This window comes from Mycolicibacterium grossiae (assembly GCF_008329645.1).
Taxonomy (GTDB): domain Bacteria; phylum Actinomycetota; class Actinomycetes; order Mycobacteriales; family Mycobacteriaceae; genus Mycobacterium; species Mycobacterium grossiae.
On the sequence record NZ_CP043474.1, the window covers coordinates 5338462 to 5353836 of the forward strand.

Below are 15375 nucleotides of genomic sequence, written 5' to 3' on the forward strand. Positions count from 1 at the left end.
GATGACTGTCTGGGGCACCGAGGTCCGGCGCGACGCGTCCGGCGTCCTGGTCTACGAGCGGGGGCCGACGACGTTCGCCGAACTCGTCGACGGGACCGCGGTGTGGACCGACCGTACCTTCCTCGTGCACGGCGCGCGGCGCATCTCCTACGACGACTTCCGCGCGGCCGTGACCGCGGCCCGAACGACGTTGCGGGAGTTGGGGATCGAGCCGGGCCACCGCGTCGTGGTGTTCGGCTACAACTCCCCCGAGTGGATCGTCGCGCTGTGGGCGACGTGGCTCTACGGCGCGGTGCCGGTACTGGCCAACCGGTGGTGGAGTCCGGCCGAGATCGACCACGCCGTCGACGTGCTCGCGCCCGCGCACGTCCTCGCCGACGTCGACCTCGACGTCGGGGTGCCGTGCACGCCGCTGGGCGAGCTACGCGCGGCGTTCGACGCACCGCGCGACGCCGACCCACCCGACGCTCCGACGTCCCCGGCCGACGCGGTCGCCCTGGTGCTCTTCACCTCCGGCAGCTCCGGGATGCCGAAGGCCGTCGAACTGTCGCGGCGCGCGGTGATCGCCAACCAGCACGACATTTTTGCCCGCAACGGGCGCTTCCCGCACCTGCTCGACGCCGACTCGCCGCAGGCCACGAGCCTGGCGACGACGCCGATGTTCCACGTCGGCGGCCTGTCCAGCCTGCTGACCCACTTCCTCACCGGCGGCAAGATCGTGCTGACGCAGGGTCGCTTCGACGCCGGTCAGATCCTCGAACTCATCGAGCGGGAGCGCATCCAGATCTGGGGTGCCGTCCCGACCATGGCGGTCCGCCTGCTGGCCCACCCCGACTTCGAAGCCCGTGACCTGAGCAGTCTGAAGTCGTGGCCGCTGGGCGGCGCACCGGTGAGCATCGACCTGCTCGACCGCATCCGCGCGAAGCTGCCGAACCTGCGCCGCCGCGGGCTGAGCAACACGTGGGGGATGACCGAGGCCGGGGGTTTCCTCACCGCCGCCGACGCACGCGACCTCGCCGTACATCCGGGCACGGTCGGCCGGCCCTACCCGGTGGTGGAACTGCGCATCGCCGACCCCGATGCCGACGGCGTCGGCGAGGTCCTGGCGCGCTCCCCCACGGTGATGAACGGCTACGCCGGGATGCCCGACGACCGCACCGTCGACGCCGAGGGCTGGCTGCACTCCGGCGATCTGGGCCACCTGAACGACGACGGCTACCTCTTCATCGACGGGCGCGCCAAGGACGTCGTGATCCGCGGCGGCGAGAACATCGCCTGCCCGCACGTCGAGTCGGCCATCGCGACGCACCCCGACGTCGTGGAGGTGGCGGCGCTCGGCGTACCGCACCCCGATCTGGGCGAGGAACTGGTGGCCGTCGTGGTGCACCGCGCCGACGGCCCGGCGCCGACGCCCGACGGTTTGCGCGCGCACGTCGCGGGAACGCTCAGCTACTTCGCGGTGCCCACGCGCTGGGAGATCCGGACCGCACCGCTGCCGACCCTGGCCGGGGAGAAGGTGGACAAGCGGTCGCTGGCGAGGCTCTTCGCCGACGGCTGAGCAGAGCCTATTACCCATACCCCCTATGGGTATACACTCGGAGCCATGAGCATGGTTCTGCACGTCACCGGGATGAGTTGCGACCACTGCGTGCGGGCGATCACCGCCGCGGTCTCCGCGCTGCCCGGCGTCACCGCCGTGGACGTCGACCTCGCCGCTGGCGCGGTACGCGTCGAGGGCACGCCCGACGCCGCCGCCGTGACGACCGCGATCGAGGACGCCGGATACGACGTCGCCGCGGCATGAGCGGGTCCTCGATGTCCAGTCCGAAGGTGCCCACCACCGCCAGCACGCCCACCAGCACGTCCACCGCCCACGTCGTCCTCTCCGTCGGCGGCATGACGTGCGCGTCCTGCGCCGCGCGCGTCGAGAAGCGGCTCAACCGCATCGACGGCGTCCACGCGACCGTCAACGTCGCCACCGAGCAGGCCGCCGTCGACTACCCCGAGAGCGTCAGCCCTGCCGACCTCGTCGCCGCGGTCGAGGCCACCGGCTACACCGCCGCGCTCGCCAGCGAGGACGACCAGGAGTCCGACCACGAGCCCGGCGAGGAGTCCTACGGACCGCGGCTCCTCACCGCGGCGCTGCTGTCGGTGCCCGTGGTGGCGCTGTCGATGGTCCCCGCACTGCAGTTCGCCGGCTGGGCGGCCCTCGCCCTCGTCCTCACCGTTCCCGTCGTGACCTGGGCCGCCTGGCCGTTCCACCGCGCCACGCTGACCAACCTGCGGCACGGCGCGGCCACCATGGACACGCTGATCTCGGTGGGCGTGACCGCGGCGTTCACGTGGTCGGTCTGGGAGCTGGCGATCAGCGGCAGCCATCACCCGCACCTCTACCTCGAGGTCGCCGCCGTCGTCACGACGTTCGTGCTGGGCGGCCGCTACCTCGAGACCCGCGCCAAGCGACGGTCCGGGGCGGCGCTGCGGGCGCTGCTCGGCATGGGCGCCAAGGACGTCGCCGTGGTCCGCGACGGCCGCGAGACCCGCATCCCGATCGGCGACCTCGCAACCGGGGACGAGTTCGTCGTCCGTCCCGGCGAGAAGATCGCCACCGACGGCGTGGTGGTCGGCGGCAACTCGGCCGTCGACGCCTCGATGCTGACCGGGGAGTCGGTGCCCGTCGAGGTCACCCCCGGCGACGACGTCGTCGGCGCCACGGTCAACGTCGGCGGCCTGCTCCGCGTGCGCGCGACCCGCGTCGGTGCCGACACGCAGCTCGCGCAGATGGCGCGGCTCGTCGCCGACGCCCAGAGCGGCAAGGCCGACGTCCAGCGGCTCGCCGATCGGGTGTCGGCGGTGTTCGTCCCGGTGGTCATCGGGCTGGCCGTCCTGACGCTGGCCGGCTGGCTGCTCGCCGGCGGTTCGGCGTCCGCAGCGTTCACCGCGGCCGTCGCGGTGCTCATCATCGCCTGCCCGTGCGCGCTGGGCCTGGCCACGCCGACGGCGCTGCTCGTCGGCACCGGACGCGGCGCCCAGCTCGGCATCCTCATCAAGGGCCCCCAGGTCCTCGAGTCGACCCGCCGCGTCGACACCGTCGTGCTGGACAAGACCGGCACCGTCACGACCGGCCGCATGACACTGCTGGAGGCACACGGGAGTGACGACGCGCTGCTGCGGCTCGCGGGCGCGCTGGAGAGCGGCTCGGCACACCCCATCGCCCGCGCGATCACCGCCCGCGCCACCGAGACCGGACCGCTCGACGACGTGGCGGACTTCGCCGACCACGGCGGCTCGGGCGTCACCGGCACGGTGGCCGGCGCACGGGTGGCCGCGGGCCGCGTGGCGTGGCTGCGCGACGCGTTGGGCTGCGAGCTGTCCGGGGACGTCGCCGAGGACCTCCGGCGCGCGGCCGAGGACGCCGCTGACGCCGGACGCACCCCGGTGTGGTTCGCCGTCGATGGCCGGATCCGGGCGGTCTACGTCGTCGCCGACACCGTCAAGGACACCGCGGCACCGGCCATTTCGGACCTGCGCCGGCTCGGCCTCACCCCGGTGCTGCTCACCGGCGACAACGCACGCGCGGCCGCTACAGTCGCCGCGGCGGTCGGCATCGACACCGTGATCGCCGACGTGCTGCCTGCCGACAAAGCCGACCGCGTCGCGCGGCTGCAGGCCGAGGGGCGGGTGGTGGCGATGGTCGGCGACGGGGTGAACGACGCCGCGGCGCTGGCCCGTGCCGACCTCGGCCTGGCCATGGGGACCGGCACCGACGTCGCGATCGAGGCGTCCGACCTGACCCTGGTCACCGGGGACCTGCGCGCCGTCGGCGATGCGATCCGCCTCGCGCGCGCCACGCTGCGCATCATCAAGGGCAATTTGTTCTGGGCGTTCGCCTACAACGTGGCGGCGATCCCGCTGGCGGCGTCCGGTCTGCTGAACCCGATGATCGCCGGCGCCGCCATGGCGTTCAGCTCGGTGTTCGTCGTGACCAACAGCCTGCGGCTGCGGCGGTTCCGCCCGGCACGCTGAGGAGCGTCAGTCCGCGCGGCGGGCGCGGAACAGCTTCACCTCGTCCTTGATGTGCTTGAGTCGGCGCGCCCCGGCGAAGGACCAGTGGAAGCGCTCGTCGTCGCCGATCGCCTCGCGGGTCGACTCGGAGACCAGGATCGCGCCCGGCCGGCTCGCGCCGGTCACCCGCGACGCCAGGTTCACGGCGCCGCCGAACCAGTCGCCGGCCCGGCTGACCGCCAGCCCGGTCGCGAGCCCGGTCCGCAGCCGCGGGAAGTCCTCGATCTCCGACGTCGCCTCCGACAACGTCAGCATCGCGTCGAGCATCGCCGCGGGGTCGGAACTCACCAGCATGACCTCGTCGCCGATGCTCTTGACGTAGCGCACCGGCGGCTCGGCGACGTCGCGCGCCAGGTCGGTCAGCTGGTGCGCGAGCCGCTCTAGGTCCTCCGGCGGCACCACCTCGCCGAGCCGGGTGAAGCCGACGAGGTCGGCGAACGCGATGGTCACCTCGCGGGCGCCGGGCAGCGGCAGGCCCTCGGCGCGTTCGCCCGCGCTCACGGCCTCGATCTCCATGAGGTGCAGCAGCTGCAGCCGCAGCATGTCCGCGATCATCGGGCCCAGCAGCGGCGCCACCTGCTGCAGCAGGGCCTCGGTGCGCTTGGCGATGTCGAGTTCGGTCGCGCCGGGCGCGCTCACCGCGGCGAGCGCGGCGTAGCGCATCACCTCCGCGGCGCGGGCGAGACCCTCGGTGAGCACCTGGACGACCAGCACCACCTGGTCTTCGTCGAAGCCCAGCTCGCGGAACCTCTGCGCGTAGCCGAGCGCGTCGCCGTCGATGCGCATCTGCGACGGCGCGTCGGGATCCTCGGCGCGGGGCAGCCCGCTCGCCCGCTGCAACCGCTGCAGGAAATCCAGGTCGATGCCCGTCCGCTCGCTGATCTCGCGCGGCGACACCAGCTGCCCGTCGTCGCCGAGCAGACGGCGCGACGCCAGCAGCATCGGTTGATAGGCGCTGCGGATCTGCTCGACCGTGACGCCCTGCTCGAGCAGCCACGGGATGAGTTCGGCGCGTTCGGCGCGCGCCGCGCCCTCCAGTCCATCGAGCAGACCGGACTCCTCCAGCCACTCGTCATCGGACGTCACCGGGTCAACGTATACCGCGGCCTGCGCGGATCGCCGGTGCGGTCGGCGGCGATGGCGTCGCGTCGGCCGGTCCGAGCACGTCGACGATGGCGGAGTCCGCGAAGCGGTAGGGCCGCCCGAGCACCAGCCCGGTGAACTGGCGGCGCAGCCGCGACATCTCGGCGCGCACCGTCACCACCCGGGACGGGTCGCCGTACAGGTCGACCGCGAGTTCGGCCGCCGAGCGGCCCTGCCGGTGGCGAGCCAGTAGCTCGAGGATCCCGGCGTGCCGCGGCGAGATGTCGCGCTGCCACGTCGCGAACTGGCCGGCCACGCGCAACCGCGGCGCGGTCGCGTCCCGCAGGTCCAGGGTCACGCTGGCCGCGACGGCGTCGGCGGCGGGCTCGTCGGCCAGCCGCACCAGCCACCCGCCCGGCAGCGCCTCGACGTCACACGGCCCGAGTGCCGGAATCCACGTGCGGCCCGGAATCGCGTCATGCGGCAACGCAATTCGGCTGTGCGGCGGCAACGCGTCGACCGCGGCCACCCAGCCGTGCGGGTCGACGGCCAGCGCCGGACGCCCGACCCGGGCGAGGATCGGCGCGGCCACGGTGCGCAGCCGGTTGAGTGTGCGGTCGTGCGCCTCGCGCAGCTGCGACTCGGCGAGCCGGGCCACCAGGTCCACCAGCGCGACCGTGGTGGGGTGCACGGTGGCAGCGGGGCCGGAGACGTCCACGACGCCGACCACCTGACCGGTGCGCGGATCCTTGATCGGCGCACCCGCGCACGTCCACGCGTGATGGCTGCGCAGGAAGTGCTCGGCGGAGAACACCTGCACCGCGCGATTCGACGCCAAGGCGGTGCCGATCGCGTTGGTGCCGACGGCGTTCTCGCTCCACTGCGCTCCCTCCACGAAGCCCAGCCGGTCGGCGTTGCCCAGCACGCGGGGCGCTCCGTAGCGCCACAGCACCCGCCCGCGGGCATCGGCGACCACCAGGATGTTGTCCCCGCCGTCGATGACGGAGTCGAGTCCCCGGGAGACGTCGTCGAGGACGGCGAAGAGCCCGGACGCTTCGCGCAGCGCGTCGATCCCCGTGGCGTCCACGGTGGGCGGGGCGAGCCGGTCGGGGTCGACGCCGCGGGTCAGCAGGCGTTTCCAGGAGTCGGCGATGACGTCGCGGGGCCGCGCCGGCGCCCGCGTGCCCGCCATCGTCGCGTCGTAGACCTCCGACAGCAGCAGGGCGTAGCTGCGCGGGTCGTCGCCCGCGGCGAGCGCGGGTTCCGGACCATGCGCGGAGGCGGCCGGGTGCGAGGTCATCACCGCCGATTGTGCTCCCCGTCACACCCCGGTGTCACGACGCCCTGGGATCGACGAGGACCTTCATTTTCGTCCCGGCGTGCAGCGCCTCGAAACCGCCGTCCACGACGTCGTCGAGCCCGATCGTGGTCACCCAGCCGGTCGTGTCGTAGCCGCCGCCGGCCATCAGCGCGATCACCGCCTCGAAGTCGGCGGCGGTGTAGCACAGCGATCCCTGGATGCGGGACTCGTTCATCACCAGGTTCAGTAGCGGCGTCGTCAGCGGCTTCTCGTAGATCGCGACGCTGACCATCGGCTTGCGCGAGCCCACGCACGCCAGCGCGGACCGGACCGCGGGCTCGACCCCGGCCGCGTCGTAGACGGCGCCGGCACCGCGGCCCGCGGTGTGCTCGGCGATGAACGCCGGCACGTCCAGCGCGCCGGGGTCGAGCGTCGTCGCGCCCAGTGCCTCGATCGCCGCGCGCCGGGTCGGTGACGGCTCGACGACGAAGACGTCCTCGACTCCCCGGCCGCGCAGGGCGAACCACAACCCGATGCCGATCGGCCCCGCGCCGAACACCATCGCGGTGTCGCCCGGGGTCGGCTCGCCGAGCGTCGCCGCGTGGTAGGCGACCGACATCGGCTCCACCAGCGCGCCGAGTTCGAGGGACACCGCGTCGGGGAGCCGGTGCAGCATGTCGACCGGCACCACGGTGTACTCGGCCATGCCGCCGTCGCTCATCAGGCCGTGGAAGCCGATCTGGGCGCACACGTTGTAGTTGCCCGCCGCACAGGGACCGCAGTGGCCGCACCGGTAGATCGGTTCGACCGCCACCCGGTCGCCCTCGGCCCAGCCGCTGACGTCGCGGCCGACCGCGGTGACGGTGCCGGCGAACTCGTGACCCATCACCAGCGGCAGCTGCTGACCGGTCAGCGGGTGCGGCGAGGTCGGGACGAAGATCGGGCCGGCGTAGAACTCGTGCAGGTCGGTCCCGCAGATGCCGTTGTAGGCGACGCGTACCTGCACCGTGCCCGGTCCCGGGTCGGGAATCGGCACGTCGGTGACGTCGAGCTTGGTCGGACCGTAGTAGACAGCAGCCTTCATGCCGCCATGCTCTGTGAGCGGCGACACATCCGAACAGGGTTGCAGGGGGTTGCAGCCCTTGTGGGCGCCGCGCGGACCCTGTGTCCTGGCTCACATGACCACGATCCCCATGACCACCACTCGGCCCGTCCGTACCGAACTCACCCCGCAGCAGCGCGTCGACGCCTGGCTCGCCGACGTCGAGGCGGCGCTGGCCACGCGGGACGTGCCGCGCGCGGCCGCCCGGTTCGCCGTCGGTGGCTTCTGGCGCGATCTCGTCGCCTTCACCTGGAATTTGAAGACGCTCGAGGGTCGCGAGGCCATCGCCGACATGCTGACCGCACGGCTCGCGTCCACCGATCCGTCCGGCTTCCGTACCCGCGAGCCGGCCACCGACGACGGCGACGGCGTCGTGTCGGCGTTCATCGAGTTCGAGACCGGCGTCGGCCGCGGCGTCGGACACCTGCGGCTGCGCGACGAGGACGGCGAGGACACCGCCTGGACGCTGCTCACCGCGCTGCGGGAACTGAAGGGCCACGAGGAGCGCACCGGGGCGGACCGCGTGCTGGGCGCAGTGCACGGCAGCGATGCGGACACCCGGTCCTGGGCGCAGAAGCGCGAGGACGAGCAGGCCGCCCTCGGCTACACCGAACAGCCCTACGTCGTCGTGGTCGGCGGTGGACAGGGCGGCATCGCCCTGGGTGCGCGGCTGCGCCAGCTCGGCGTGCCCGCGCTGGTGCTCGACCGCCACGAGCGCCCGGGCGACCAGTGGCGGTCGCGGTACAAGACGCTGTGCCTGCACGATCCGGTGTGGTACGACCATCTGCCGTACCTGCCCTTCCCGGCCAACTGGCCGGTGTTCGCGCCGAAGGACAAGATCGGCGACTGGCTGGAGTTCTACACCCGCGTCATGGAGGTGCCGTACTGGTCGAAGACGTCGTGCCTGTCCGCCTCTTACGACGAGGCCTCGCAGACCTGGACGGTCGAGGTGGATCGCGACGGCGAGCGGGTGACGCTGCGGCCGACGCACCTGGTGCTGGCCACCGGCATGTCCGGCAAGCCGTGCGTGCCGACGCTGCCTGGCCAGGACGTGTTCCGCGGCGACCAGCACCACTCCAGCGCCCACCCCGGGCCCGACGCGTACGCCGGCAAGCGCGCGGTGGTCATCGGCTCCAACAACTCCGCGCACGACATCTGCAAGGCACTGGTGGAGAACGGCGTCGACACCACCATGGTGCAGCGCTCCTCGACGCACATCGTCAAGTCGGACTCGCTGATGGACCTCGGGCTCGGCGACCTCTACTCCGAACGCGCACTCGCAGCCGGAATGACCACGGAGAAGGCGGATCTGACGTTCGCCTCGCTGCCCTACCGGATCATGCACGAGTTCCAGATCCCCATCTACGACGCGATCCGGGAACGCGACGCCGACTTCTACGCGCGCCTGACCGCCGCCGGGTTCGACCTGGACTGGGGCGACGACGGGTCCGGGCTCTTCATGAAGTACCTGCGTCGCGGCTCCGGGTACTACATCGACGTCGGCGCCTCCGAGTTGATCGCCGACGACACCATCCGCCTCGCCCACGGGCAGGTCGACCACCTCACCGAGGACGCGGTGGTCCTCGCCGACGGCACCCGGCTGCCGGCCGACGTGGTGGTGTACGCGACGGGCTACGGGTCCATGAACGGCTGGGCGGCCGACCTCATCGGCCAGGACGTCGCCGACAAGGTGGGCAAGGTGTGGGGTCTGGGCAGTGACACCACCAAGGACCCCGGCCCATGGGAGGGCGAGCAGCGCAACATGTGGAAGCCCACCCAGCAGGAGAACCTGTGGTTCCACGGCGGCAACCTGCACCAATCGCGGCACTACTCGCTCTACCTCGCCCTGCAGCTGAAGGCCCGCCACGTCGGCATCCCGACCCCGGTGTACGGCCTGCAGCAGGTGCACCACCTGTCCTGAACCGGCGATGCGTGCACGTTCGGCCGCGGTGAGCGCGGTCGAGCGTGCACGAATCGCTGCGTGCGGCATCATCGGACGGTGATCGAGCCACCACTGCGCGACGGGCTGCCGCCGGTCGTCGGCCCGCACCCGCGCGTGCTGCTGCTCGGCTCCTTCCCCAGCGAACTGTCGCTGGCGGCCGGCGAGTACTACGCGAACCCGCACAACCAGTTCTGGCCGCTGCTCGGCGCGGTGTTCGGCTTCGACGCCGCGGTGGCGTACCCGCAGCGGATCGCCGCGGCCGCCCACCACGGCGTCGCGCTGTGGGACGTGATCGGACGCTGCCGGCGCACCGGCAGCCTGGACGCGCGGATCGACCGGAAGTCCGTGCAGTGCAACGACGTCGACGCGCTGGTGGCCGAACACCCGGGCATTCGGCGCATCCTCGTCAACGGCGCCGCGGCGCACGATTTCGCCGTCCGGCACCTCGGCACCGCGCTGCCGGTCCTGCGGTTGCCGTCGAGCAGCCCGGCGGCCACCACGGCATTCGCGGTGAAGCTCGCGCGCTGGCGCGAGCTGCTGGTGCCCTAGTCGACCGGCGGGCGGCGCCCCGCCCACGGCCGCGCCGCCTCGATCTGGTGGGACAGTGCCAGCAGCGTCGCCTCGTCGAACGGCCTCCCGATCAGCTGCACCGAGGTGGGGATGCCGTCGCCGTCGAGCGCCCACGGCACCACCGCGGCAGGTTGTCCGGTGAGGTTGCACATCGCCTGGAACGGCACCCGCGCCGCCACCATCGCCAGCGTGGCCAGCGCGCCGCGGCGCTGGTAGGCGCCGATGCGCGACGGGCCGGTCGCGGTGCCCGGGGTCAGCACCACGTCGACGTCGTCGAAGATCGCGGTGATCCGGGCCGTCAGGTCCACCTCGGCCGCGCGCAGCGCCGCGACCCGCCGGTCGGAGACCAACCCGCCGATCCGCGCGAAGGCCCGGGTCCGGCGCTCGAGCCGTTCCGGGTGCGGCAGCGCGCGCACGTCGTCGTGCACCCCGCGGAAGTACCGCGGGATCGCGTTGCCGAGGGCGGCGCCCGGCGGGTGGTCCACGTCGCGTTCGACGACGTGGTGGCCCAGGTCGCGCAGCAGGGCACCGGCCTCGGCGACCGCGGCGCGCTGCGCCGCACCGACACGGGCGACCAGCGGCGGCGGGACCTTGGTGCTCAGCGCGATGCGCAGCCGGCCGGGCTCCCGCGCGGCGGCGGCGACGAACCCGCCCTCGGGCGTCGGATGGCTCGAGGTGACGTCGAGGAACAGCGCCGCATCCTCCACGGTGCGGGTGATCGGACCCAGCACCTCGAGACCGCACCACGCCCCGGTGTGCGGCGCGAGGGGGACCCGATCGCGCTGCGGCTTGAGTCCGAACAACCCGTTCCACGTCGCGGGGATGCGGATGGAACCCATGCCGTCGGAGCCCAGGGCCAGCGCGGCGAGGCCGGCGGCGACCGCGGCCCCACTGCCGCCGCTGCTGCCGCCGGGCGCGAAGTCGGGGTTCCACGGATTGCGGGTCGCGCCGTAGCTGACGGTCTCGGTGAACGGCCAGATCATCATCTCCGGCACCGCGGTCTTGCCGAGGACGACGGCCCCGGCCTCGCGCAGCAGCCGGACGACGGCCGAGTCGGCGGTCGCCGCCGGGCCGTGCGCCCGGGTCCCGAAGGTCGTGACCTCCCCGGCCACGTCGGAGTCGTCCTTGATCGCCACCGGCACGCCCAGCAGCGGCAGCCGCTCGCCGCCGTCGAGACGGTCCTGGGCCAGCGCCGCCTCCCGGCGCGCCGCGTCGGCGAGCACGACGCGGTAGGACCGCAGTGGGCCGTCGATGCGGGTGATGCGGTCGAGGTAGACCTCCAGCAGGGCCGGGGCCGTGACGGTCCCGGCCGCCAGCATCCGGGCGAGGTCGGCAGCGCCGGTGAAGGCGAGGTCGCGCGGGTCCATCACCGCATTGTGCACGCCGCGCGGGCCCGCATTCAGGCCGTCGCGGCGGCGGGGTCGCCCCCGCCCGCAGGGTCGTCGCCGTTACGGTGGCGGGATGTCTTGCGTGTTCTGCGCCATCGTCGACGGCTCCGCGCCCGCGATCACCATCCACGAGGACGACGACTATCTGGCCTTCCTCGACATCCGGCCGATCGTGCGCGGGCACACGCTGGTGATCCCCAAGCGGCACACCGTCGACCTGACCGACACGCCGCCGGACACGCTGGCCGACATGGTCCGCATCGGGCAGCGCATCGGCCGCGCCGCACGGGTGTCGGAGTTGCGCGCCGACGGCAACAACATCGCGATCAACGACGGAAAGGCGGCCTTCCAGACCGTCTTCCACGTCCATCTGCACGTCGCGCCGCGCCACGCCGGTGACAAGCTGACATTCGCCAAGGGCCTGGTGGTCCGCCGCGACCCGGACCGCGAGGAAACCGGGCGGATGCTGCGCGACGCGCTGGCCGGCCTCGACGCCTAGAGCGGCAGCGGGGCGTTCGCGGAGTCGAGGTGCTCGACGGTGGTGAACACCAGCTCGGTGTCGCCGGCGTTCTCGATGTCGTGCAGGAGGAATTCGCCTGCGCCGAAGGCGAAGTGGCGGGTCTCCCCCGCTTCGTAGCTCACCTCGCGGGTGGTGCCGTCGGCGGTGTGCTGGCGGCTGCGGCCCGCCACCACGGCGGTCCAGAAGTAGTCGAGGACGTGCCGGTGGGCGTGGAAGCGGGCACCGGGCGCCAGCCGGATCTCCCATACCCGCACCCGGGAGTTCTCGCTGAGCAGCCGGGATCCGACGTGCCCGTCGTGGGCGTGGGCGTCGAACTCGGCCCGCAGCGCGTCGCTCCAGCCGTCGAAGTCGGTGCCGACGAGGGTGCCGGCCAGCGGCGCGTCGGTGAGGTGCCCGCCGGTGCGGTGGTCCTGCGTGCTGGTCATGTCGTCTCCTATCGTCCGGGCCCGTACAGGCCGAATCGGTTGTCGGGGTCGCCCGGCACCCACGTGCAGTCCACCTGCGAGCGGGTGCCCATCTCCTTGACGCGCTGCAGCAGGCGCTGCCCGAGTTCGAGTTGGGCGGGTTCCCACTTGGCCAGCGCCTCGGCGACGTCGCTGCTGTCGCTCAGCGCGTCGAACAGCGCCCACGCGTTGGCGGCGGCCTTCGCCGTACCCGCGGCGGCGTGCGGCCTGGCCGCGCTGGCGGCGTCGCCCAGCAGCGCCACCCGACCGCTTGCCATGCGCCGGGCGCCGACGTCGTAGACGGCCTGCAGGTAGGGCTGCTCGGTGCGCAGGACCACCTCGGCCGCGGCCGGGGCGAGCAGACTCGTTGCGGCGCGGCGCATCTCGTCGACGAAGCGGTCCTGCACCTGCCCGGGGTGCAGGGAAACCGTGGCGGGGAAGCCGCGCTTGTCGGTCATCAGTTCGTCGAGCAGGTGACCCTGCGGGACGTTGCGGTACCAGACGTAGTTGAGCAGGCGCTCCCCGACGGCGAGCCCACCGTCGCCGGACGGGATCGGGTAGACGTTGATGTGGGTGTGCGGTCCGACGCTGTAGGTGATGGCGTCGTGCAGCAGCTCGAAGGTCTCCGGATCGACCTCGCGTTCCGGCACGGTGCCCCGCCAGCCCACGTAGCCGGAGTACTCGACGGGGGTGTCCGGCGAGATGCGACGCCGGCTGGCCGAGGAGATGCCGTCGGCGAACACCACCAGGTCGGCGCGTTCCCGACGGCCGGAGGTGAAGCGCACCTCGACGCCGTCGGCGTCCTCGTCGAATCCGGCCGCGTACTCGCCGAGATGGTAGCCATCCCTGCCGAAGTCGGCGAGCAGCGCCCGGTAGAACGTGCCCCAGGAGGTGTAGCTCCACGGCGCGTCCTCGCGGTGCACCACGCGGTTCTCGCGGTCGAGGTACTGCACGTACCGCGTCGAGGTGCTGACCTGTTCGGGGTGCTGGTCGCTGCACTCGACGAACCAGCGCAGCGTGTCCGGCTGCAGGACGATGCCCCCGCCCCGGCCGTCCAGATTGGTCGGCGTGCGTTCGAAGACGTGGACGTCGAAGCCCAGGCGGCGCAGGAGCAGCGCGGTCGTCAGACCTCCGATCGAGCCGCCGACGACGAGGGCGCGGTGCCCGCTCCAGTCGTGGCGGGTGTTCAGACGTGCGGTCACGGGTGTCCTCCTTGATCGAGGGCGTCGGATGCGTCGGGTGCGTCGAGGGACAGGAACCGGCGCGCACTGGCCTCCAGGGCGGTGTCGTCGATGCCGACGGCGTGCGGCAGGTCGAGCGGGTGGTCGGTGCCCATGTCGAAGGGGTGGTCGCTGCCGCACAGCAGACGTGCCGGATCGGCGTGCGTCCGCAGCAGCTCGAGCGTCGCCACGTCGTGGGTGAGGGTGTCGAACCACAGTGCGGCGAAACCCTCTCGTGGCGAACGCGTTCCGGCACTGCGGACGTCGGCGCGCTGCTCGAAGCCGTGCTGCCACCGACCGAGGAGCGCCGGCGCGCAGCCGCCGCCGTGCAGCAGGCAGATCCGCAGTCCGGGCAGTTCCTCCAGCACGCCGCCGAGGATGAGAGACGCCGCGGCGGTGGCGGTCTCGACGGGATTGCCGATCAGGTTGGCCAGGTAGTAGGACGACCACTCCGGACGCGGCAGCTGCATGGGATGCACCAGCACCGCCAGGTCGTGGTCGGCGGCGGCGCGCAGCACGTCGCGCAGCGGGTCGACGTCGAAGGACGCCGTGCCCAGCAGCGGCGGCACCGCGATGCCGCGCACCACCGAGGTACCGGCGAGTTCGGCGCACTGCTTGCGGGCGGACTCGGGATCGTGCAGGGCCACCAGGCCGAGCCCGAGGAACCGGCCGCCGCTGTCGGTGCACACCCGGGCAAGCGCCTCGTTGAAGGCGCCGACGTACTCGTCGACGCCGGCCGCCGCGCCGACGGGGAACGCGAACGGCGGCGCGGACAGCACCCGCGCGCCGAGGCCGGCGGCGTCGGTGTCGGCCAGCACGCGGGCGGGATCGCTCATCGCGGAGGTCTCGATCGACAGCGGCAGGTCACCGAGGTGCAGCTGTCCGTCGCGGCCGTTCAGCGGCGGCAGCGGCGATCCGGGCGGCAGCCCGAAGAGGTCCTCGGGTAGCCAGTGGGCGTGGACGTCGATGGGCCCGGGTCGCACCGGTGCCGCAGGCACGGTCACAGCGCCGCCGCCTCGAGCGCCTCGAAGCGGGCGAGGACCTCGGCCTGCAGCACCGCCACCGCCGGGTCGGACGCCTTGCGGGGACGCGGCAGGTCGACGTCGATGATCTCGTGGATGCGACCACCCGGCGCGAGTACCACGATGCGGTCGGACAGCTGCACGGCCTCGGTGACGTCGTGGGTCACGAACATCACCGTGCGCCGCGATTCCAGCCAGATGCGCTCGAGGTGCTCGCGCAGCGTCCGCGACGTCATCGCATCGAGGTGGCTGAACGGCTCGTCCATCAGCAGCACGTCGGGCTCGACCGCGAACGCGCGGGCGATGCCGATGCGCTGCTGCTGCCCGCCCGACAGCTGGGCGGGGAACCGGTCGGCGCAGTGCGCCAGACCCACCAGGTCGAGATAGTGCCGTGCGCGGGCCTCCCACCCGCTGCGCTCGTGCTGCACGAAACCGAGGTTGGCGAGCACGGTCCGCCACGGCAGCAGCCGCGGATCCTGGAACACGTACCCCACCCGGGCGTCGCGGCCGTCCGAGCGCAGCCGCACGCTGCCCGACGTGTGAGTCTCGATGCCCGACACGATGTTCAGCAGCGTCGTCTTGCCGCTGCCGGACGGACCGACCACCGAGACGAACGTCTCGCCGGAGATGGTCAGGTCGATGCCGTCGAGGACCCGCGTGCGGTGCCCGCTGCGATCGTGGAAGTCCTTGATGAGGTCGTTGATCTCGATGGAGGCCATG

The 15375-nt window shown here is 72.7% G+C and carries 14 protein-coding genes; 6 read left to right on the plus strand and 8 right to left on the minus strand.

All coding sequences use genetic code 11. The features are described 5' to 3' along the window. The first annotated feature begins 1 nt into the window (after position 1). From FZ046_RS25530 to FZ046_RS25540, 3 genes are read left to right on the plus strand one after another with little or no spacing between them, the layout of a single operon-like run. Positions 2 to 1558, plus strand: a complete 1557-nt coding sequence (locus tag FZ046_RS25530; protein WP_070352984.1) for a class I adenylate-forming enzyme family protein — start codon at positions 2 to 4, stop codon at positions 1556 to 1558. 45 nt (positions 1559 to 1603) lie between these two features. Continuing rightward, positions 1604 to 1804, plus strand: a complete 201-nt coding sequence (locus tag FZ046_RS25535) for a cation transporter (protein ID WP_070352983.1) — start codon at positions 1604 to 1606, stop codon at positions 1802 to 1804. 11 nt (positions 1805 to 1815) lie between these two features. Further along, a complete protein-coding gene (locus FZ046_RS25540; RefSeq protein WP_070352982.1) occupies positions 1816 to 4026 on the plus strand; it encodes a heavy metal translocating P-type ATPase in 2211 nt (736 codons plus the stop codon). A gap of 6 nt (positions 4027 to 4032) precedes the next feature. On the opposite strand, the gene FZ046_RS25545 is transcribed toward FZ046_RS25540, so the two are convergent. The 3 genes from FZ046_RS25545 to FZ046_RS25555 are packed head-to-tail and all read right to left on the minus strand — an operon-like array spanning position 4033 to position 7532. Then, complete coding sequence (locus FZ046_RS25545; RefSeq protein ID WP_070352981.1) at positions 4033 to 5151, minus strand: adenylate/guanylate cyclase domain-containing protein; 1119 nt, start codon at positions 5149 to 5151, stop codon at positions 4033 to 4035. A 4-nt stretch (positions 5152 to 5155) separates the two neighbouring features. Then, on the minus strand, positions 5156 to 6448 hold the full coding sequence (locus FZ046_RS25550; protein ID WP_070352980.1) for a GAF domain-containing protein: 1293 nt from the start codon (positions 6446 to 6448) through the stop codon (positions 5156 to 5158). Between the two features lie 34 nt (positions 6449 to 6482). Next, on the minus strand, positions 6483 to 7532 hold the full coding sequence (locus FZ046_RS25555; RefSeq protein ID WP_070352979.1) for a 2,3-butanediol dehydrogenase: 1050 nt from the start codon (positions 7530 to 7532) through the stop codon (positions 6483 to 6485). A 94-nt stretch (positions 7533 to 7626) separates the two neighbouring features. Between FZ046_RS25555 and FZ046_RS25560 the strand changes: the two genes are divergently transcribed. Then, positions 7627 to 9471 carry a flavin-containing monooxygenase gene (locus tag FZ046_RS25560; RefSeq protein WP_083298195.1) on the plus strand — a complete coding sequence of 615 codons (1845 nt, stop codon included), beginning with the start codon at positions 7627 to 7629 and terminating at the stop codon, positions 9469 to 9471. A gap of 78 nt (positions 9472 to 9549) precedes the next feature. Next, positions 9550 to 10041, plus strand: coding sequence for a DNA-deoxyinosine glycosylase (locus FZ046_RS25565; RefSeq protein ID WP_083298194.1), 492 nt, complete (start codon positions 9550 to 9552; stop codon positions 10039 to 10041). Here the strand turns inward: FZ046_RS25565 and FZ046_RS25570 are convergent. Then, positions 10038 to 11429, minus strand: coding sequence for an amidase (locus tag FZ046_RS25570; RefSeq protein WP_070352998.1), 1392 nt, complete (start codon positions 11427 to 11429; stop codon positions 10038 to 10040). The two genes, FZ046_RS25565 and FZ046_RS25570, sit on opposite strands and share 4 nt — an antisense overlap. A 94-nt stretch (positions 11430 to 11523) precedes the next feature. Here FZ046_RS25570 and FZ046_RS25575 point away from each other — a divergent pair, with 94 nt between their 5' ends. Further along, positions 11524 to 11949, plus strand: a complete 426-nt coding sequence (locus tag FZ046_RS25575) for an HIT family protein (RefSeq protein WP_070352977.1) — start codon at positions 11524 to 11526, stop codon at positions 11947 to 11949. Here the strand turns inward: FZ046_RS25575 and FZ046_RS25580 are convergent. From FZ046_RS25580 to FZ046_RS25595, 4 genes are read right to left on the minus strand one after another with little or no spacing between them, the layout of a single operon-like run. Beyond that, positions 11946 to 12395 (minus strand): cupin domain-containing protein, encoded by a 450-nt coding sequence (locus FZ046_RS25580; protein ID WP_070352976.1) that lies wholly within the window; start codon positions 12393 to 12395, stop codon positions 11946 to 11948. The genes FZ046_RS25575 and FZ046_RS25580 overlap by 4 nt on opposite strands. A gap of 8 nt (positions 12396 to 12403) precedes the next feature. Beyond that, on the minus strand, positions 12404 to 13615 hold the full coding sequence (locus FZ046_RS25585; RefSeq protein WP_246182861.1) for an FAD binding domain-containing protein: 1212 nt from the start codon (positions 13613 to 13615) through the stop codon (positions 12404 to 12406). Then, positions 13612 to 14637, minus strand: coding sequence for an amidohydrolase family protein (locus tag FZ046_RS25590; protein WP_246182862.1), 1026 nt, complete (start codon positions 14635 to 14637; stop codon positions 13612 to 13614). The genes FZ046_RS25585 and FZ046_RS25590 overlap by 4 nt, the downstream gene beginning before the upstream one ends. Further along, positions 14634 to 15374: an ABC transporter ATP-binding protein gene (locus tag FZ046_RS25595; RefSeq protein WP_070352975.1), complete on the minus strand. Its 741-nt coding sequence runs from the start codon at positions 15372 to 15374 to the stop codon at positions 14634 to 14636. The genes FZ046_RS25590 and FZ046_RS25595 overlap by 4 nt, the downstream gene beginning before the upstream one ends. Position 15375 lies beyond the last annotated feature (1 nt).